This window comes from Sphingobium indicum BiD32 (genome assembly GCF_000382885.1).
Taxonomy (GTDB): domain Bacteria; phylum Pseudomonadota; class Alphaproteobacteria; order Sphingomonadales; family Sphingomonadaceae; genus Sphingobium; species Sphingobium japonicum_C.
In genome coordinates, this window is the sequence record NZ_CAVK010000068.1 from 1 (window position 1) to 19,006 (window position 19,006).

Sequence of the window (19,006 nt, forward strand, 5' to 3'; positions counted from 1 at the left end):
CGACACCCCTCCGTCTGGCTCCGCCAGCCACCTCCCCTACAAGGGGAGGATGAAGAGAAACGGCGTTTCGCCAAGTTTCGGACGGATGCACATGACATATCGTGAATTTCGCTCATGCTGAGCCGGACCGCCGAAAATCTCTACTGGATGGCGCGCTATATGGAGCGGGCCGAAGCGACCGCGCGGCTGTTGACCATGGGGCAGCGCATGGCCATCCTGCCCGGCGCGCATCATCGCGACGAATGGCGATCGGTCGTGCGCGCCACCGGCAGCGGCCACCAGTTCCCCGAAGGGGTGCAGGTGACCGAAAGCGATGTCGTGTCTTTCCTGATGCTGGACCTCGACAATCCCAGCTCGATCCGATCCTGCCTCTTGAAGGCCCGGTCCAACGCCAAATCGGCGCGCACCATGCTGACGCAGGATATGTGGGAAGCGCTGAACGATGGCTGGCGCAAGCTCGACAGCTATGACGTCGGCGAAGCGCGGCAACAGCTGCCCGCCCTGATCGACTGGGTCAAGACGCGGGTGATGACCTTCCGCGGTGCCACCCATTCGGGCCAGCTGCGCAATGAAGGCCATGATTTCCTGCGCTGCGGCTCCGCGCTGGAACGGGCGCAGATGACGTTGCGGCTGCTGGACGTCAAATATTATGTCCTGCTGCCCGAAACCGAAGTGATCGGCGGCAATCGCGACCATTATCAATGGACATCGGTGCTGCACGCCCTGTCGGGCAGCCGCGCCTATCATCATGTCTATGGCGGCACCTATACCCCCTGGCAGATCACCGATTTCCTGATGCTCAACCGCATGTTCCCGCGCAGCGTCGCCTATTGTTATGATCAGCTGGCCTATCGCCTGCACCGGCTGGAGGGCTGGCACGGCACGCGCAATCCCTGCCATGATACGGTGCAACAGATGGTGGCCGCGCTGGAGCAACTCGACAGCGGCGAAATCTTCCGCTTCGGCCTGCATGAAACGGTGCAGCATGGCCTGAAAATGACCAATCAGCTGGGTGGGGAAATCGCCCAGGCCTATCATTTCGGCTGAACCGGGGAAGGGGAGCCTTTCATGAAATTGCTCGTCCGCCACCAGACCGTCTATCGCTATGACGCCTCGGCCGGGCGCGTGGCGATGCGGTTCAAGCTGATGCCGGTCAACACCCCGGCCCAGACCGTGCTGGACTGGCAGGTCAGCGTCAACGGCGATGTGCTGACCGATTTTCGCCCCAACAGCTATGGCGAGATGGAGACGATCTGGATTCGCCGCGACCGGCAGGATCATGCCATGATCGTGGCGGAGGGGCTGGTCGAAACCCGCGAGACCCATGGCGTGGTCGGCGCGCCGGTCAGCCGGGTCAACCCGCGCTATTTCCTGCGCGACACGCCGCTGACCCGCGCTTCGGACGGCATCGCCGCCATGGCCCGCGCCACGCCCGAAGGCGACGGGCCGCTTGCCCGGCTCCACGCGCTGTCCGCCGCCGTCACTGACGCCGTGGGCTATCGCGCCGGGGTTACCACGTCCGCCACCACCGCCGCGCAGGCGTTCGCACTGGGGGCAGGGGTGTGCCAGGATCATGCCCAGATCTTCATCGCCGGGGCGCGGTCGCTCGGCATACCGGCGCGCTATGTGTCGGGCTATCTGCTCGCGGGGGAGGGCCATGAACTACACGAAACCCATGGTTGGGCCGAAGCGCTGGTGCCCGAACTGGGCTGGGTCGGCTTCGATCCGTCCAACCGCGTCTGCGTGACCGAACGCTATCTGCGCGTCGCTAGCGGGCTGGACGCGGATGAGGCTGCGCCGATCCGGGGCACGATCACGGTTGCGGGCGATATCTCGATTGACGCGGACGTTCGTATCGCGCAGGCGGATGACGGCGTCGAGGAACGGCAGTTGCAGCGGCAACAGCAGCAGTCTATCCCACCGTCCGACGCGCAGCATTGACGTAAGCTTTCAGGGACCGTGGACGAATGACCTATTGTGTGGCGGTGCGGGTTGACCAGGGACTGGTCATGCTGTCCGACACCCGCACCAATGCGGGCATGGACAATATCGCCCGCTTCCGAAAGAGCTTCACCTATCTCGTCGAAGGTGAACGGGCGATCACGCTGATGTGTTCGGGCAATCTGTCGATCACCCAGGGGGTGAAGGCAACGCTCAGCAAGGCGATCAAGGATGCCCGTCTCGACCCCGACGTCGAAACCATCCTCAATTGCAGCACCATGCACCGCGTCGCGCAGATCGTCGGCGACGCGATGCGCGCGATGCAGGCGCGTTATCGCGAAAGCATCGAAATGGGCGGCTCCGGCGCCAGCGCCTCGATCATGATCGCGGGCCAGCGACGGGGCGGCAAACCGCGCCTCTACCTCGTCTACAGCGCGGGCAATTTCATCGAAGCGACCGAGGACACGCCTTTCTTCCAGATTGGCGAGCATAAATATGGCAAGCCGATCCTCGACCGCATCATCAAGCGCGAAACCACGCTGGAGGACGCGACCAAGGCGGTGCTGGTGTCGATGGACTCGACCTTGCGATCCAACCTCTCGGTCGGGATGCCGCTCGACCTGACCGTCATCCCCACCGACAGGTTCGACTTCCGCGTCCGCACCCGGATCGAAGCCGACAATGAAGAATTCGCCATGATCTCCCAAAGCTGGAGCGCCGCGCTCCGCAAGGGGTTTGAGGATCTGCCGAACGTTCTGGATTGAGTTGGGCGGGGTATCGGTGAAGCCGTTCCAATGTAGGATTCACTCGGATTCCTCTCCGCAGATGGATCGTCCGTCAGGTCACCCACACCCCCGCTTCCCACGCCCCAAGCAAATCCTTCGCTTGCCTGCGCGCCGTCACGGCCTATCTCTCCCAGCAACACGAATCGCAGTTGAAAGCCTGATATGACCGCCACTCACTCGACCCGTATGCTCATCCTCGGTTCCGGCCCGGCCGGTCTGTCCGCCGCCATTTATGGCGCGCGCGCGGGTCTGGCGCCGATCGTGGTGCAGGGGATGCAGCCGGGCGGGCAGCTCACCATCACCACCGACGTCGAAAATTACCCCGGTTTCAAGGATGTGATCCAGGGACCATGGTTGATGGAGCAGATGCAGGCGCAGGCCGAGCATGTTGGCGCGCAGATGATGTATGACCAGATCGTCGATGTGGACCTGTCGCAGCGCCCGTTCCGCCTGACCGGCGACGGCGGCGTGGTCTATATCGCCGACACGCTGGTCATCTGCACCGGCGCACAGGCCAAATGGCTGGGCGTGGAAGGGGAGGAGCATTTGCAGGGCAAGGGCGTCAGCGCCTGCGCCACCTGCGACGGTTTCTTCTATCGGGGCAAGAAGGTGGTGGTCATCGGCGGCGGCAATACCGCGGTCGAGGAAGCATTATACCTCACCAACCACAGCCATGACGTCACCCTGATCCACCGCCGCGACACGCTGCGCGCGGAAAAGATTTTGCAAGAACGGCTCCACGCCCATCCGAACATCAAGGTCTTGTGGAACAAGGCGGTCGATAAATTCGTCGGCGGTGGCACGCCCGAAGGGCTGGTCGGCGTGGACCTGATTGACACGGTGACCGGCGAAAAGTCGCATGAGCCGACCGATGGCGGCTTCGTCGCGATCGGCCATCACCCCGCGACCGAACTTTTCACCGGCAAGCTGCCGACCGACGAGGGCTATCTGCTGGTCGAAAAGGGCACCACCCGCACCGCCATCCCCGGCGTGTTCGCGGCAGGCGACGTCACCGACAAAATCTATCGGCAGGCGGTGACCGCCGCCGGCATGGGCTGCATGGCGGCGCTGGACGTGGAGAAATTCCTGGCCGAAGCGGATTTCGAGGCGATGATCGAGGCGTGATCGAAATTAGCCCCTCCCCTTCAGGTTCAAACGAGGCACGTGACTCGTTTGAAGGGTTGGGGTGAGGCCTTTTCAGCCCGCCACCTTGCCCCGCGCAAAAGCCACCAGCGACCCGAACGTCTCGAACGTATCGCCGTCGATATCATCATCCTCGATCAATATGTCGAAGCGATCTTCCATTTCGGTCAGCAGCCCCGCGACCGCCATCGAATCCAGTTCCGGCAGCGCGCCGAACAGCGGTGTGTCAGTGTCGAACCCGTCGACCTGCTCTTGCGAAAGGCCCAGCACGTCACGCAACAGCGCCCGTGTCATAAGTTCGATATCATCGGTCCGGTCGACCGGTTGAGAATGTTTCGCCCGCATGGTGGGCGATGTCCTAGTGACTCCCGGCCTATCCCACAAGCGCGGAAATGGCCGTGCGCGCCGCTGGCAACCAGCACGACGCATGGCGCGGGTTGAAGGCGTCGATGCGGTGGAGCGGTGCCCGTTCCTCCATCCAGTCGGCCTTGTAGGCGTTGTCGCCGGTGCCATAGTCGATCACGGCCACCTGATCGCCGTCAATGGCCTGGGCGAACATGGCATGGCTTAGCAACGTACCGGGCGACCCGGCGTCATGGGCGCGATCATGGGAGAGTTTGTGAATGAGGGCGACGTCCTTCTCCACGGTCCACAATTGGGTGGCGACCGCGCGCCCCTTGTCCCGTGCAAAACCCAGCCGCAATGTCCCCGCCTCACTTTCCCGCTCCGCCAGCGCGCGCAAAAAATTGAGGCCAGGTTCGGGCTGTTTCCAGCTGCGGCCATGCACATCGACATAATCGCGCCACAGATCGTCGGTCAGCCGGTCACTGATCGACAGGTCATAGCGGCTGCCCCGCGCCCGGCGCTTGACCAGGGTGCGCAGCCGACCGGGGCGGCTGGCCCAGTAGGTGGCAAAATCGCGTCCCTCGACCCGCAGCAGATAGCGCCCGCCCATCGGTCGGGAGAGGGCGAACCACCCGGTCCGGCGCAGGCTGGCAAGCAGTTCGGCGCTCGTTTCGACGGGGTAGAGATCAATCTGGCTGGTGGTGCGCAAGAGGTGGCTGCCAAGGCCATCCAGCAGGCGCGCCCGCTGTCCGGCATCCGGGTCACCCACAAATTGTGGCGACCAGTTGAAACTATACCAATGGGCCAGTGCAGACATATGGCGATCGTCGCGGCGCAGCAGGAACAGCCATGCCTGCGCGCCTCTCTCTTCTGTCAGGATCACCCGAACCGGGACATCTGCAAAACAATGGCGGTGCAGCAGATCGAACCAGTCATACCGCCCGAACAGACAGGGCACGGCTTCGCGATCGAGACGGCCATGCAGCGCGTCCCGCACTTGCGCGAGGCTGTGATATTCCCTTGTCGTCGGCAACCGACTATCTCCGCATTCGTCAGGGAGAGGTTTAGGGGCAAAGTCTGGAAATGGAGTTAAGCGTGCGCCAAGCAGACCAGTCCCCAATAATCCTGCCGATCGACCATCTGCTGCTGCGCGGCGATCCGGCGCGCGCGGCGCTGGACGGGCGGTCGGGCAGCTACAGCTTTGTCGAACTGGAAGAGACGCTGGGGCGGCTGGCTGGCTGGCTGGCGGGTTTCGGGCTGGAACCGGGTGCGCGGGTGGCCAGCTGGATCGCCAAGGGACCGGTCGCCGCGCTGATGCCGCTGGCCGCGCCGCGCGCTGGCCTGGTCCATGTGCCGGTCAACCCGCTGCTCAAACATGCGCAGGTGGCGCATATATTGGCGGACAGCGGTGCGACGCTGCTGATCGGCACCACGGCGCGACTCGCGACGCTGGCACCGGGGGACGTGCCGGCTGGCTGCCAGTTGCACCGTGAGGATGACGCGGCCTGCGCCATGAGCGGCGGCGCGGCGCTGGGGCCATCCGACGCTGCCCCGCACGATCTGGCCGCCATCCTCTACACCAGCGGATCGACCGGACGGCCCAAGGGGGTGATGCTCAGCCATGCCAATCTCTGGCTGGGCGCGGTGGCGGTGGCTGACTATCTGGGCCTCACGCCGCAGGATCGCACCGCCTGCGTCCTGCCGTTCAGTTTCGATTATGGCCAGAACCAGCTGCTTTCGACCTGGATCGCGGGCGGCTGCGTCTATCCGCTCGATTATCTGACGGCGCGTGACGTCATGAAACTGGTCGACCGGCGTGAGATCACGACGCTGGCGGGGGTGCCGCCGCTCTGGGTGCAACTCACAGAACTGGACTGGCCGCCGGAGGTTGCGGCCAAGCTCAAACGCCTGACCAACAGCGGCGGCGCGCTGACCCGGCCGCTGGTGGGCAAGCTGCGCGCACTGTTTCCACAGGCCGACCTTTATCCCATGTACGGCCTGACCGAAGCCTTTCGCTCCACCTATCTGCCGCCCGCGCTGGTGGACAGCCATCCCGACTCGATGGGATCGGCCATTCCCTTTGCCGAGATTTTGGTGGTCCGTCCCGATGGCGGCATCACCGCCGATGACGAGCCGGGCGAACTGGTCCATTGCGGCCCGCTGGTGGCGCAGGGCTATTGGCGCGACGCCGCCCGCACCGCCGAACGATTCAAGCCTGCGCCGCCCGCATCCCGCCATGGCGGCATGGCGGTCTGGTCGGGCGATACGGTGCGGCGCGATGCCGATGGACTGCTCTATTTTGTGGGTCGCGACGATGCGATGATCAAGTCGGCGGGCAACCGCATCAGCCCGACCGAGATAGAGGAGGCCGCCGTCGCCGTGCCGGGTGTGTCCGAAGCGGTAGCGCTGGGGGTGAAGGACGATCGGCTGGGGCAGGCGGTCAAACTGCTGCTGCGATCCGCCGAGTCCGATGTCGCCCAAACGGTCGCCGCGCATCTCAAGGCCGAACTCCCCAATTTCATGCAGCCGCGCGAAATCCTTGTGCTGGCCGCTTTTCCCCGCAATCCCAACGGCAAGATTGATCGAGTCGCACTGGCGCGGGAGTATGGCATTTGAAACCGATGGGACCGATCCCGCCCTGGTTCGCGGCGGAAGAGGGGATGTTGCTGGTCGGTGGCTATGGCGCGGCCAGTCTGGTCGATGAAGCGGGCGACACGCCGCTCTTCGCCTATGACATGGACATTGTCGCGGCGCAGATCCGCCGCTTCCGGGAAGCGATGCCCGCCGCTCTGCACCTCCATTATGCGATCAAGGCCAACCCCTATGCACCGCTGCTGATGGCGATGGCGGGGCAGGTGGACGGCTTCGACATTGCGTCTGGCGGCGAGCTGGAGATGGCGCTGGCGGCGGGAATGGACCCGGCGCGGATCAGCTTTGCCGGGCCGGGCAAGCGTAATGACGAACTGGAAGCCGCGATCTTTGCCGGGGTCACGCTCAACCTGGAATCCGAAGGGGAGGGGCGGCGCGCGCTCGCCATCGGCCAGCGCATCGGCAAGGTGCCGCGCGTGGCGGTGCGGGTGAACCCGGACTTTGATCTCAAAGGCTCTGGTATGCGGATGGGCGGCGGGGCCAAGCCCTTTGGCGTCGATGCAGATCGCGCTGCCGCGCTGGCGCGGGCGATGATAGACGGCGGGGCGGACTGGCGTGGCTGGCATATCTTTGCCGGCAGCCAGAATCTGGACGCCATGGCGATCATCGAAACGCAGGCGGCGACGATCGCGCTGGCAGCCCGCCTGTCCGAAGCGGTGGGCGTCACGCCGCCGCTGGTGAACCTTGGCGGCGGTTTTGGCCTCGCCTATTTCCCCGGCGACGTGCCGCTCGACATTCGCCCGATCGGCGTCGCGCTCGATACGGCGCTGGAATCGCTACCGTCCATCTTGCAGGGCAGCGCCTTTGCCATCGAGCTGGGGCGCTGGCTGGTCGGCGAGGCCGGTGTTTACCTGACCCGCGTGGTCGATGTGAAGCTCAGCCAGGGCGAAACCTTCGTCGTCGTCGATGGCGGACTGCATCATCAACTGGCGGCCAGCGGCAATTTCGGCACGGTGGTCCGCCGCAACTATCCGATAGCGGTCGCCAACCATTTTGGCGCAGCACCTGCGGCCGATCCGGTCACCGTGGTCGGGTGCCTCTGCACGCCGATCGACCGGCTTGGTGACAAGGTGGCGCTGCCCCTCGTGCAGGAAGGCGACCTGATCGCCATATTCCTTGCCGGTGCCTATGGCGCATCGGCCAGTCCCGCAGCATTTCTTGGCCATCCAAGTCCTCGCGAAGTTTTACTTGGATGAGTTGTTGGTGACTTAACTCCTAACGGTATCTTTACCCTTTCCCGGCAAGAAGAGGTCGGAAGCCCTGTGCTGACCGGCCCGCCTTGCCCTCTTTGGCGGCTGATCGCGCATGGCCGCACAAAGAGGTGAGATTATGCGTTTCGTGTCGGTTTCCAGGCTCCTGATCGGTGCATCGCTGCCCGCGCTTGTCCTGTCAGGCTGCGCTTCGGGCGGTACCGGCGGACCGCAACTGCCGCCAGCCTCCTTCGTCTCGACGCGCGAAGGGCCGGGCGAGGAATATATTATCGGCCCGCTCGATGACCTCACCATCTTCGTGTGGCGCAATCCCGAACTGGGCGCAAAGGTCCAGGTGCGCCCCGACGGCCGCATCACTACGCCGCTGATCACCGACATGCCGGCCGTGGGCAAGACGCCCAAGATGCTGGCCGACGACATCAAGCTGGCGCTGACCCAATATATCGAAAACCCGCTCGTTTCGGTGATCGTCAACAATTTCAGCGGCACGTTCAGCCAGCAGGTGCGGATCGTCGGCGCGACTGAAAAGCCTGCTTCGATTCCCTATCGCGCCAACATGACGCTGCTCGACGCAATGATCTCGGTCGGTGGCCTGTCCGAATTTGCAGCGGGCAACCGCGCGCGACTGGTCCGGTTCAACAAGAATACCGGCAAGCAGCAGGAATATCAGGTCCGCCTCAACGACCTGCTCAAAAAGGGCGACACCAAGGCGAACGTCATGCTCGCCCCCGGCGACGTCATCATCATCCCTGAAAGCATGTTCTGATCATGGCCGGTCTCTACGACGAATTGCTGCTGCTGCTCCACGGTGTCTGGAGCCGACGCTGGGTCGCGCTGGGCGTGGCCTGGGGCGTGTGCATGTTGGGCTGGCTGGGCGTCGCGCTCATCCCCAACAGCTATCAGTCCAAGGCGCGGGTCTATGTGAACACCCAGTCGCTGCTGGAGGACAAGGTGGGCATCACCCAGGTCCAGTCGCAGCAGGATCTCGACCGGGTGCGCAGCACGCTGGCGAGCGCCGAGAATCTCGAAAAGGTCGTGCGCAACACCGACCTGTCGCAGAGCGTGTCCGGCCCGCGCGATGTCGCGGCCAAGATCACCAAGCTGCGTGAAAACATCACCGTGATGGCGCAGGCTGACCCCAGCATGATCGACATCAGCGCGATCTCCGCCGACAGCAGCCTGTCCGATGGCGCGAACGCGCGGATTTCGCAGCAGATCGTGCAAAAGCTGATCGACATTTTCCAGGAGGAAAATCTCTCCGGCGACCGCAATGAAACCAAGCAGAGCCTCGCCTTCCTCGACCAGCAGATCGCGGCGCGGGGCAAGCAGCTGGAGGCCGCCGACCAGCGCCGCGTCGAATTTGCGCAGCGCTATGTCGGGCTGTTGCCCGGTGCCGGTTCAATCAGCCAGCGGATGGATGCCGCGCGGCAGGAAATCAACACCATCGATTCGCAACTCGTCCAGGCGCAGAGCGCATTGAGCGCAATGAACGGCCAGCTGGCGGGGACTCCCCAGAGTTTGCCGGGCGTTGGCCCATCGGGCGGGCCTTCGGCGCTGGGTCAGGCCCAGTCGAATCTGGCCGGCATGCGCGCACGTGGCTGGACCGCCAATCACCCTGACGTGATCGCCGCCCAGCGTGAAGTGGAAGCCCTGCGCAAGGCAGGCGGTGGCGCTGGCGCGGGCGGCGGCAGCACGCCCAACCCCGCTTATCTGTCGATCCGCTCCATGCAGGCCGAACGCGCTGCCACGGTGCAGGCGCTCTCGACCCGCAAGGCGCAGTTGCAGGGCGATCTCAACACGATGATGGCCAAGCAGGTCGATGAACCGGGCATTGCGTCGGAGCAGGAAAAGCTCGACCGCGATTATGAGGTTCTGAAAACCCAATATGACAAGCTGCTCGCCGACCGCGAGGAAATCCGCCTGCGTGGCGAGGTCAAGACCGAAACCGGCTCCGTCCAGTTCCGCGTCATCAACCCGCCCAGCACGCCCACCGCACCCGCCGCGCCCAACCGGCCGCTGCTGCTGCTCGGCGTGCTGATCCTGGGGATTGGTGCTGGTGTCGGCGTCGCCTTTGCGATGGGCCAGCTCAGGGGGACATTCCCCACTGCCGCGCGGCTGGAGCGGGCGATCGGCCTGCCGGTCGCAGGCTCCATCAGCCAGACGATCAGCGCGGCGCAGGTCGCCATCGATAAGCAGCGGATGAAGTGGTTTGCGGGTGCCAGCGGCGGTCTCGCCGCTGTCTGCCTGCTGCTGATCGTCGTCGAATTCGTCCAGCGCGGTATGGCGTGAAGGAGCCAGGAACCATGAACCAGCATAGCTCCATCAAGGGCGGATCGCTGATCGAGCGGGCGACGGAGATTTACGATTTCTCGGCGGCCCTGCGTGGTCGCGCCGCGCCTGCCGTCGATGTCCCCGCCGACCTGCCACCGGCGCCGGTCGCGGCTGACCCTGTGTCGGCTTCACCGTCGGCTTTTCGCGCTCTGCCATGGACCGGGCCGGTTCAGCCGATCGACCGGGCGAAGCTGGAGGAGGCGGGTTTCCTGCGTCCCGACGGTGCAGTCACGGCGATGAGCGAGGAGTTTCGGCTGCTCAAGCGCGACCTGCTCGCCCAGCTACAGGGGCAGGAACGCGGCAATCGCATCCTCATCTGCTCGGCCCATAGCGGCGAGGGCAAGACCTTCTGCGCGGTCAATCTGGCGCTCAGTCTGGCGGCGGAGAAGGATCGCGAAATCCTGCTGGTCGATGCGGATTTCGGCAAGCCCGGCATCCCCGAAACTTTGGGGCTGGAGGGCGGTCCCGGTCTGATGGACGCGCTCGCCGATCCGACGATCGCGATTGAAGATTGCGTCATCCGCACCGACCTGCCGTCGCTGTCAGTGCTGCCCGCCGGGCAGCGCAGCAATGCCGACACCGAATATCTCTCGTCCGCGCGCACCGAACAATTGCTGTCGCGGCTGACCGAGGGGCGGCCCGAACGCATCATCATCTTCGATTCGCCACCCTTGCTGGCGGCATCGCCCGCCGCCGTGCTGGCCAGCCACGTCGCGATCGCGCTGCTGATCGTGCGGGCCGACAGCACATCGGAAAGCGCGCTGCGCGACGCAGCCGGGATGCTCAAGGGCGGCGCGCAGGTTCAGCTTCTGCTCAATGCCGTCCGCTTCAACGGCGGCGGCCGCCGGTTCTGCAGCTATTATGCCAAGGGGAATAGTGCGTCATGACCGTCCGTCAGTGGATCAGCGGCGCTTCGCTCGCCGCGCTGGCCGCAGCGAGTGCGCCCGCATTCGCCCAGACGACCCGCGCGGATCGGCGCGTCAATGTCACGCCCTATATCGGCGTGGATCAGGTGGTAATGGGTCCGCTAAAGGGCGGTGGCGACGTGCTGACCTACAGCAATGTCACTGCTGGTGTGACGGCAGAGGTTCAGACCCGCCGGGTCGAGGCCGTCATCGACCTGCAATATAATCACAGCTTCAGCTGGAGCAAGCAGACGGCTGACCAGGACGTGTTGAGCGGCATCGCCAGTGCGACCGTCAATGTCGCGCGCGGCCTTTCGCTCCACACCGGCGGCATGGCGTCGCGGGTGCGGACCGACGGCCTGTCAGGCGCATCGACACTGAACGACAGCATCACCAGCCAGGTCTATGCCGGTTACATTGGCCCGGCCTATACCACGCAGATCGGCGACATCACCGTCAACGGCTCTTACCGCCTGGGTTATGCACGGGTCGAGGATGATGTGGATTCCAATCTCGCAAGCGGCTCTTTCGCAGATAGCTGGACGCACAATCTGAACGGGTCGGTCGGCTTCGCCCCCGGCACGCTGCTGCCTGTCGGACTGACCGCCAGCGCGGGCTATGACCGCGAGGACGCAAGCCAGCTAGACCAGCGGTTCGAGGATAAGTGGGGCCGGGTCGATGCAACGCTGCCGGTGTCCCGCACCGTCGCGCTGATCGGCGGCATCGGTTATGAGCAGATCGAGATCAGCCAGCGTTCGCCGCTGCTGGACTCAGCGGGCGTGCCGGTCATTCGCAACGGTCGCTATGTGACCGATAAAAGCTCGCCACGCGCGCTGATCTATGAATTTGACGACATCATCTGGGACGCGGGCGTGTTGTGGCGGCCCAGCCGCCGTACCTCGCTCCAGGCGCAGGTCGGCCAGCGTTATGGCGGCATGACCTATCAGGGCAGCTTCACCTGGCAGGGCGCCAACAGCAGCTTTGCCGTCATTGTGTTCGACGGCATCGACAGTTTCGGTCGCCTGATCACCGCCAATGCCGCTGCCCTTTCCGGCAGCAGCTTTGACGTGGCGCGCAATCCCTTCACCGGCGACATCACCGGCTGCGCCTTCTCCACCACCGGCGGTGGACAATGCTTTAACGATGCGCTGTCGGGCATCACCGACGCCAATTTCCGCTATCGTGGCGTATCGACCCAATATTCGCTGCGGCGCGGCCAATGGGGCTGGGGCGTGGGTGCCGGCTATTCGCAGCGCAAGTTCATCACGCCGCAGGGCCAGAGCGTCCTCGTGCGCGGGTCGAAGGACCAGAACTGGTACGGCAACGCTTCGATGACCTACACGCTCAGCGATAGCGACAGCATCGATACGGTCGCCTATGTGAATTATTTCGACGCCAGCGGCGGTCGTCCAGACGTCCTCAACTATGGCGCTTTCACCAGCTATTACAAAGGTCTGACCCGCCGCCTGTCGGCATCGGCATCGGTCGGCGTGGACGGCGTGCAGGCTGATGACATCGACACGGTGATCAGCGCGATGGGCCAGGTTGGCCTGCGCTACAGTTTCTAACGGGTCGGTTGGAGAATTTAGATGTACGATCAATATTATGGATTGCAGGGCCGCCCGTTCCAGCTGACGCCGGACCCGCATTATTATTTTGAAAGCGCGACCCATCGCAAGGCTTTGTCCTATCTGGGCTATGGTCTGGCGCAGGGTGAAGGCTTCATCGTCATCACCGGCGACATTGGCGCGGGCAAGACCACCTTGGTGGGCCATCTGATGCAGACGATCGACCCGGCGCGACTGACCGCGGTGAAGATCGTATCGACTCAGGTAGAGGGCGATGACATGCTGCGCCTTGCCGCGCAGAGCTTTGGTCTGGCGACCGATGGCCTGCCAAAGGCGGCGACGCTGCAAAAGGTCGAGGGCTTCCTCCACACGCAGGCGCGCGCCGGACGGCGCACCCTGCTGATCGTGGACGAGGCGCAGAACCTGCCCGTGTCCGCGATCGAGGAATTGCGGATGCTGTCCAACTTCCAGTTGGGCGGGCAATCGCTGCTCCAGATTTTCCTGCTGGGCCAGCCGGAATTCCGCGACCTGCTGAAATCGCCGGAACTGGAGCAATTGCGCCAGCGCGTCATCGCCACCCATCATCTCGAACCGATGATGGCCAAGGAAGTCGAACCTTATATCCTCCACCGCCTGACAGTGGCGGGCTGGATCGGCAATCCAACCTTCACCCCTGCGGCCTTCGCCGCGCTTTATGCCGCGACTGGCGGCGTGCCGCGCCGCTTGAACGCACTGGTCAGCCGCGTCCTGCTGATGGGCGCCATCGACCAGTTGCGCGAGATTGACGCGGATGTGGTGCAGGCGGTCGTCGCCGACATGGGACTGGACGTGGATGTCGCGCCCGAACCGGTTGCGCCGTCGCTGCTGGACGGTGTCGAGGATGCCGAGGAGCCAGCTGTGGCCGAAGCCGAGTGTGTGCCTGACAGCTCGACTGTTGCCGAGCAGGAAGCGGCGGATGAACCCGCACCCGCGCCTTTCGCTGCCCCATTTGCCGCACCGGTAATCGATGAACTGCCGACGGCTGCGCCATCTACGGACAGCGAAACGGACGAACCTTTCTATACGGCGTTCGATGCTGTCGAGGAACAGGCAGAGACATGGGCCGATCAGGAGGCCGAGGAAGAGCAAGCGCCGGTAGAACCGGTGGCCGTGGAACAGCCCCAGCCTGAACAGGCCATGCCGCAGCCCGTCGCCACGATCGACGCGGCCCAGGTCGAGACCCTGCGCAGCGACATGCTGGCGGAGATTGAAGGACTGCGCGCGGAAATTTCCTCGCTGCGGGCCGTGCAGGCGCATGTGCCTTTCGCGCCCGTGCAGTCGGTCGATCCCGAAGCGCTCAAGGACTGTTTCACCCTGATCGAGGAGCGATTGCAGTCGCTGGAATTCCGCGCCGAGGAGCAGGACACGGCATTGCGCCGGGTGCTGACCCTGCTGGTCGATTGGGTCGAGCGGGAAGAACGGATGGCGTCGCCGCGCGATAGCGCTGCCGCCTGACACATGGCTTGCCCCCTGCGGGCGGCCCCGCCAAGGTGCGCAACATGATACAAAACGCCCTGTCCGTCGATGTCGAGGACTGGTTTCAGGTCGGCGCATTCGAGCGCACGATCCGGCGCGCCGACTGGGACGGCCTTGCCCATCGTGTCGAGGGCAATACCGACGCGGTGCTGGACCTGTTCGCGCAGGCGGGCGTCACCGGCACCTTCTTCACGCTGGGCTGGGTCGCCGAACGCTATCCCGCGCTGATGCGGCGCATCGCGGACGCCGGGCATGAGATCGCCAGTCACGGCTATGACCATGCCCGCGTGTTCACTTTCACGCCCGAACAATTCCGCGCTGACCTGCGCAAATCCCGCGCGATCCTGGAGGATGCCAGCGGGCAGGCGGTGACCGGCTATCGCGCGCCCAGCTTCTCCATCGACCCGCGCACGCCATGGGCGCACCCCATATTGGCGGAGGAGGGCTATCGCTATTCCTCCAGCGTCGCGCCGATCCGGCACGATCATTATGGCTGGCCCGATTCGCCGCGCTTTGCGTGGAAACCGGTGCCGGGGTCCGATCTGGTCGAACTTCCCGTCACCACCGCAAAGCTTGGCAAGCGGACGCTGGCGGCCGGAGGCGGGGGCTTCTTCCGTTTGCTGCCCTATCAGTTTTCGCGCTGGGCGATCCGGCAGGTCAATGAACAGGCGGGACGTCCCGCGATCATCTATTTCCATCCATGGGAAATCGACCCCGGCCAGCCGCGCCGTACCGACGCGCCGCTGCGTTCGCGTGTGCGGCACTATACCAACCTGTCGGTCATGGCCGCCAAGCTGCGCCGCCTGACTCGCGATTTTGCCTGGACACGGGTGGACGCGCTGGCCGATGCGCAGGGGGCACTTGCGCCATGATGCTGGGCAATGGCGCAGGCATGGCCGTCACCATGATGGACCTGACCGATCCGGCGCAGGCGCGCGCGGTCGATGCCTTCGTGCTGGGTCATGCCGACGGATCGCCCTTTCATCGCCCGGCCTGGCTGCGTGCTATCGAGCAGGCGACCGGCAATCGCGCGCTGCTGCTGGCGGCGGTCGGGCCATCGGGGCGGATCAGTGGCATCTTGCCCTTGCACCATGTCCGCAGCCGCCTGTTCGGCGCGGCCTTGGTGTCCACTGCCTTCGCCGTCGATGGCGGCATATTGGCGAACGACCAGCGTGCTGTCGCCGTGCTGGCGACGGCGGCGCAAACGCTGGCGACCGAGCGCGGCGGCCTGTCGCTGGAACTGCGCGGTGGGCCTGCGCCGGGCGACCCATGGCAGCGGCTGGAAGGCGCGCATGTCGGTTTCGTCCGTCCAATCGCCGCCGATGATGAGGCGGAATTGCTGGCCGTCCCGCGCAAGCATCGCGCCGAACTGCGCAAGGCACTCGCGAATCCCGCGCTGACCGTGGAGATCGGTCGCGATGCGTGTCACTTGCGCGACCATTTCCATATCTATGCCAGCAGTGTCCGCAACCTTGGCACCCCCGTGTTCCCGCGGCACCTGTTCCGCGCCGTGTTGGACCATTTCGGGGCAGATGCCGACATTCTCATCATTCGGGAGAGCGACCGGCCGGTCTCCGCCGTACTGACGCTCTACCATCAGGGGCGGGTCATGCCCTATTGGGGCGGCGGTATCGCGGACGCGCGGCGGCTGCGGTCCAATGAACTCCTATATTATCGCCTGATGGCCCATGGCCGCGCGCGCGGCATGACCCTGTTCGACTTTGGCCGGTCGAAGGTCGGCAGCGGGCAGGCAGCGTGGAAAAAAAGCTTCGGCTTCGATCCCCGGCCCTTGGTATATCATGGCTGGTCGGCAGACGGGGCGCAGCGCGATATCGACCCCAACAGCGCCCGCTATCAGCGCCGTATCGCACTGTGGAAAAAATTGCCGCTACCGGTCGCCAACCTCATCGGCCCGCTGATTTCGCGCGGTCTCGGTTGAAACGGATACGAAATGTTCAGCCCCCACATATAGATCGGGGGCAGGGGTGGTAACAGGAATGACGTCCATGAATATGATTAGCGGACTGGCCGTCATCGTGGAGGAGGCGCGTCTGACCGACGCTGCCTGCGTCGCCGAACTCGACGCCTGGGTCTGCGCGCATCCGCAATCGACCCCATTCCAACGTCCCGGCTGGATCATGGGTGTGGAGGCAGGGACGGGCCAGAAAGCCAGGATGCTGGTGGCGCGGATGGCGGGTGGAGAAATTATCGGGCTGCTGCCGCTCACCTACATCCGGTCTGCTCTGTTCGGCCGGGCGCTGGTGGGCAGCGGTTTTGCCGTCGACGGTGGCCTGCTGACCACCCATCGCAAGGCTGGCCCGGCGCTCACCGATACGGCCTGGACACTTGCAGAAAAGCTCGGCTGTTCGACGCTGGAACTGCGTGGGGGCGAAGCGCCCGATGGCGCCGTCTGGCAGGAAAAGGCCGACGCCTATCTGGGTTTCTCCCGACCGCTGGCCGCCGATGACGAGGCAGAACTCAAAGCCGTACCCAAGCGCCATCGCGCGGAAATCCGCAAAGGGCTGGGCAATGGGCTGAGCTTTGAATGTGGCCGCGACAAACGGCTGCGCGACATTCATTACCGGCTTTACGCGCACAGCGTCCATAATCTGGGTACGCCGGTGTTTCCCCGCGCGCTGTTCGACGCCATGCTCGACCGGCTGGGCGATGATGCCGATATTGCTGTGGTGTCGAAGGACGGCAAGCCGCTCTCGGCGGTCATCAGCCTCTATCATCGTGGTGCCTGTATGCCCTATTGGCATGGCGCGGCGGAGGGCGCGCGGGCGATGCGCTCCAACGAAGTTCTCTATTATTTGCTGATGCGCCAGTCGCGCGAGCGCGGCCTGACCACCTTCGACTTCGGCCGGTCGAAGGTCGGCACCGGTCCTGCCGCATGGAAAAAGACATGGGGCTTTGAAGGTGAACCGCTCGGCTATTATCTGCGCACTGCACCGGGCAAGGAGACGCGCGACGTCAATCCGCTCTCGCCGCAATATCGGCGCAAGGTCGAACTGTGGAAGAAGCTCCCCGAATCGATCGCGACCTGGATCGGCCCGCATATTGCGCGGGGGCTGGGATGACCGGCGACATCCTGTTTCTCTGCCACCGCATCCCCTTTCCACCAGATCGCGGCGACAAGATCCGCTCCTATCATCTGCTCAAGCGCCTCGCACAGATCGCACCGGTCCATGTCGGCTGCTTTGGCGATGATGATCGCGACATGGGCTATGCCGCAGACTTGGCGCAGGTCGCCGCCAGCCAGTGCCTGCTGCGCCGCGACCGGTCGAAGGTCGTTGCCGGCCTGACTGGCCTCGCCAAGCGCCAGTCGCTGCTCGTGTCCTTGTTCGACCATCCGGGCCTGCATCAATGGGTGGCGCAGACATTGGCGCAGCGGCCCGTGCGCGCTGTGGTCGCCTATTCGGCGCAGATGGCGCATTTCGTGCCGCCACTCGCGCCCAATGTCCGTTTCCTCATGGATTTCGTCGATTTCGATTCGGCCAAATATGCAGCCTATGGCGCGGAAGGCTCCGGCCCGATGGCCTGGATCAACCGGCGCGAGGGGCGGGTGCTGCTCGATTTCGAGCGCACCGTTGCCGCGCGGGCCGACGCCTGCTCCTTCGTCAGCGAAGCCGAAGCGGCGCTGTTCCGCGCTGCCTGCGGGCGGGGACAGTACCGTATCGTGGCAATCGAAAATGGCGTGGCGCTTGATTATTTTGATCCCACTGCCGCCTTTCCAACCGTCGACCATGGCGCAGGTCCGCTGCTCGTCTTTACCGGCCAGATGGATTATCGCCCCAATGTCGAGGCGGTCGAAAGTTTCGCGCGCCAGACCCTGCCCGCGATCCAGACCATCCACCCGCAGGCCCGCTTCGCCATAGTCGGTCGCAATCCGATCAGGGCCGTCGAGGCGCTGGCCGATCTGCCCGGCGTGATCGTCACCGGCGGTGTCCCCGATGTGCGCGGCTGGCTGGCAGCGGCCGATATCGTCGTCGCGCCATTGCGGATCGCGCGCGGCATCCAGAACAAGGTGCTGGAGGCGATGGCGATGGCCCGGCCCGTGGTTGCCTCCCCGCAGGCCGCCGAGGGAATAGATGCGGCGGATGGCACAGAATTTCTGGTCGCCGCCAACCCGGCGGAGGAGGCCGCCAAGGTCATAGCCCTGCTCGCCGATCCCGCCCGTGCCGCCCGATTGGGCGTCGCTGCGCGTAAACGGATGGAGGCGCGTTATCGCTGGTCGGCGACGCTGGCCGGGTTGCCCGACCTGCTGTTCGGGCGCGACGCCGGATCGCAGGCAGCGTGACTGACCGCGCCTTGCCCCTTGGCCGGATGCCGCTGGTGGACCTGACCGGGTGGCGCGGGCATTTGACTGCGCTCGGCGTAGTCGCCTTTGCCATTCTGGCGCTGTTCCATGCCGATGTCTGGTCGATGGTCTCGATCTGGTGGAATGCCTCCACCTTCGGCCACTGCCTGTTCATTCCGCCGCTGATCGCCTGGCTGGTGCAGCAACGCTTGTCCGGTCTGCGCCAACTGGAGCCGGTTGCCTGGATGCCGGGGCTGGTCTGGCTGGCACTGGGTGCGCTTGCCTGGCTGGTCGGCGCGGCGGCAGGGGTGGC

Annotated in this window: 18 protein-coding genes; 16 read left to right on the forward strand and 2 right to left on the reverse strand. The window is 64.7% G+C overall.

The annotated features are described in order from the left end of the window. Nucleotides 1–114 precede the first annotated feature (114 nt). From EBBID32_RS07235 to trxB, 4 genes are all read left to right on the forward strand, one after another. Nucleotides 115–1,047: an alpha-E domain-containing protein gene (locus tag EBBID32_RS07235; RefSeq protein ID WP_006953330.1), complete on the forward strand. Its 933-nt coding sequence runs from the start codon at nt 115–117 to the stop codon at nt 1,045–1,047. 21 nt (nt 1,048–1,068) lie between these two features. Then, nucleotides 1,069–1,941, forward strand: coding sequence for a transglutaminase family protein (locus tag EBBID32_RS07240; protein ID WP_006953332.1), 873 nt, complete (start codon nt 1,069–1,071; stop codon nt 1,939–1,941). 26 nt (nt 1,942–1,967) lie between these two features. Further along, on the forward strand, nt 1,968–2,705 hold the full coding sequence (locus EBBID32_RS07245) for a hypothetical protein (protein ID WP_006953334.1): 738 nt from the start codon (nt 1,968–1,970) through the stop codon (nt 2,703–2,705). Between the two features lie 183 nt (nt 2,706–2,888). Further along, nucleotides 2,889–3,851 (forward strand): thioredoxin-disulfide reductase, encoded by a 963-nt coding sequence (trxB, locus tag EBBID32_RS07250; RefSeq protein WP_037489481.1) that lies wholly within the window; start codon nt 2,889–2,891, stop codon nt 3,849–3,851. Nucleotides 3,852–3,923: 72 nt separating this feature from the next. On the opposite strand, the gene EBBID32_RS07255 is transcribed toward trxB, so the two are convergent. Together EBBID32_RS07255 and EBBID32_RS07260 are read right to left on the reverse strand one after the other, a co-directional pair. Next, complete coding sequence (locus tag EBBID32_RS07255; protein ID WP_006953338.1) at nt 3,924–4,214, reverse strand: acyl carrier protein; 291 nt, start codon at nt 4,212–4,214, stop codon at nt 3,924–3,926. 28 nt (nt 4,215–4,242) lie between these two features. After that, entirely contained in the window at nt 4,243–5,247 is a 1,005-nt protein-coding gene (locus tag EBBID32_RS07260; protein WP_006953348.1) for a GNAT family N-acetyltransferase, read from the reverse strand. A gap of 50 nt (nt 5,248–5,297) precedes the next feature. On the opposite strand from EBBID32_RS07260, the gene EBBID32_RS07265 reads away from it, so the two are divergent. From EBBID32_RS07265 to EBBID32_RS07320, 12 genes are all read left to right on the forward strand, one after another. Further along, complete coding sequence (locus EBBID32_RS07265; RefSeq protein ID WP_196805609.1) at nt 5,298–6,830, forward strand: acyl-CoA ligase (AMP-forming), exosortase A system-associated; 1,533 nt, start codon at nt 5,298–5,300, stop codon at nt 6,828–6,830. Further along, the gene (locus EBBID32_RS07270; protein WP_037489488.1) at nt 6,827–8,059 is read left to right on the forward strand and encodes a pyridoxal-dependent decarboxylase, exosortase A system-associated; all 1,233 of its coding nucleotides are present in this window, start codon (nt 6,827–6,829) and stop codon (nt 8,057–8,059) included. Before EBBID32_RS07265 ends, EBBID32_RS07270 begins: the two co-directional genes overlap by 4 nt. A 133-nt stretch (nt 8,060–8,192) precedes the next feature. Further along, a complete protein-coding gene (locus tag EBBID32_RS07275; protein ID WP_037489491.1) occupies nt 8,193–8,840 on the forward strand; it encodes an XrtA/PEP-CTERM system exopolysaccharide export protein in 648 nt (215 codons plus the stop codon). 2 nt (nt 8,841–8,842) lie between these two features. Then, nucleotides 8,843–10,363, forward strand: coding sequence for an XrtA system polysaccharide chain length determinant (locus tag EBBID32_RS07280; RefSeq protein ID WP_006953355.1), 1,521 nt, complete (start codon nt 8,843–8,845; stop codon nt 10,361–10,363). A gap of 14 nt (nt 10,364–10,377) precedes the next feature. After that, nucleotides 10,378–11,292: an AAA family ATPase gene (locus EBBID32_RS07285; RefSeq protein ID WP_006953356.1), complete on the forward strand. Its 915-nt coding sequence runs from the start codon at nt 10,378–10,380 to the stop codon at nt 11,290–11,292. Continuing rightward, entirely contained in the window at nt 11,289–12,878 is a 1,590-nt protein-coding gene (locus EBBID32_RS07290) for a hypothetical protein (protein ID WP_006953357.1), read from the forward strand. Before EBBID32_RS07285 ends, EBBID32_RS07290 begins: the two co-directional genes overlap by 4 nt. Nucleotides 12,879–12,899: 21 nt before the next feature. Continuing rightward, entirely contained in the window at nt 12,900–14,372 is a 1,473-nt protein-coding gene (locus EBBID32_RS07295) for an XrtA/PEP-CTERM system-associated ATPase (protein ID WP_006953358.1), read from the forward strand. 44 nt (nt 14,373–14,416) lie between these two features. Continuing rightward, nucleotides 14,417–15,265, forward strand: a complete 849-nt coding sequence (locus tag EBBID32_RS07300) for an XrtA system polysaccharide deacetylase (protein ID WP_037489498.1) — start codon at nt 14,417–14,419, stop codon at nt 15,263–15,265. Beyond that, nucleotides 15,262–16,332: a FemAB family XrtA/PEP-CTERM system-associated protein gene (locus EBBID32_RS07305; RefSeq protein WP_006953361.1), complete on the forward strand. Its 1,071-nt coding sequence runs from the start codon at nt 15,262–15,264 to the stop codon at nt 16,330–16,332. The genes EBBID32_RS07300 and EBBID32_RS07305 overlap by 4 nt, the downstream gene beginning before the upstream one ends. A gap of 67 nt (nt 16,333–16,399) precedes the next feature. Next, on the forward strand, nt 16,400–17,473 hold the full coding sequence (locus tag EBBID32_RS07310; RefSeq protein ID WP_006953366.1) for a FemAB family XrtA/PEP-CTERM system-associated protein: 1,074 nt from the start codon (nt 16,400–16,402) through the stop codon (nt 17,471–17,473). Further along, complete coding sequence (locus tag EBBID32_RS07315; RefSeq protein ID WP_006953368.1) at nt 17,470–18,693, forward strand: TIGR03087 family PEP-CTERM/XrtA system glycosyltransferase; 1,224 nt, start codon at nt 17,470–17,472, stop codon at nt 18,691–18,693. The genes EBBID32_RS07310 and EBBID32_RS07315 overlap by 4 nt, the downstream gene beginning before the upstream one ends. Continuing rightward, nucleotides 18,690–19,006 (forward strand): archaeosortase/exosortase family protein (locus EBBID32_RS07320; protein WP_196805610.1); only part of this gene is annotated, 317 nt, incomplete at its 3' end. The genes EBBID32_RS07315 and EBBID32_RS07320, both read left to right, overlap by 4 nt.

Bases quoted from the DNA above. Each gene is read 5' to 3' on its own strand.
- EBBID32_RS07305 (WP_006953361.1), top strand. From the start codon at position 15,262: ATGATGCTGGGCAATGGCGCAGGCATGGCCGTCACCATGATGGACCTG.
- EBBID32_RS07255 (WP_006953338.1), bottom strand. From the start codon at position 4,214: ATGCGGGCGAAACATTCTCAACCGGTCGACCGGACCGATGATATCGAA.
- EBBID32_RS07265 (WP_196805609.1), top strand. From the start codon at position 5,298: ATGGAGTTAAGCGTGCGCCAAGCAGACCAGTCCCCAATAATCCTGCCG.
- EBBID32_RS07285 (WP_006953356.1), top strand. From the start codon at position 10,378: ATGAACCAGCATAGCTCCATCAAGGGCGGATCGCTGATCGAGCGGGCG.
- EBBID32_RS07295 (WP_006953358.1), top strand. From the start codon at position 12,900: ATGTACGATCAATATTATGGATTGCAGGGCCGCCCGTTCCAGCTGACG.
- EBBID32_RS07290 (WP_006953357.1), top strand. From the start codon at position 11,289: ATGACCGTCCGTCAGTGGATCAGCGGCGCTTCGCTCGCCGCGCTGGCC.
- EBBID32_RS07240 (WP_006953332.1), top strand. From the start codon at position 1,069: ATGAAATTGCTCGTCCGCCACCAGACCGTCTATCGCTATGACGCCTCG.
- EBBID32_RS07235 (WP_006953330.1), top strand. From the start codon at position 115: ATGCTGAGCCGGACCGCCGAAAATCTCTACTGGATGGCGCGCTATATG.
- EBBID32_RS07275 (WP_037489491.1), top strand. From the start codon at position 8,193: ATGCGTTTCGTGTCGGTTTCCAGGCTCCTGATCGGTGCATCGCTGCCC.
- EBBID32_RS07300 (WP_037489498.1), top strand. From the start codon at position 14,417: ATGATACAAAACGCCCTGTCCGTCGATGTCGAGGACTGGTTTCAGGTC.
- EBBID32_RS07315 (WP_006953368.1), top strand. From the start codon at position 17,470: ATGACCGGCGACATCCTGTTTCTCTGCCACCGCATCCCCTTTCCACCA.
- EBBID32_RS07310 (WP_006953366.1), top strand. From the start codon at position 16,400: ATGAATATGATTAGCGGACTGGCCGTCATCGTGGAGGAGGCGCGTCTG.
- EBBID32_RS07280 (WP_006953355.1), top strand. From the start codon at position 8,843: ATGGCCGGTCTCTACGACGAATTGCTGCTGCTGCTCCACGGTGTCTGG.
- trxB (WP_037489481.1), top strand. From the start codon at position 2,889: ATGACCGCCACTCACTCGACCCGTATGCTCATCCTCGGTTCCGGCCCG.
- EBBID32_RS07245 (WP_006953334.1), top strand. From the start codon at position 1,968: ATGACCTATTGTGTGGCGGTGCGGGTTGACCAGGGACTGGTCATGCTG.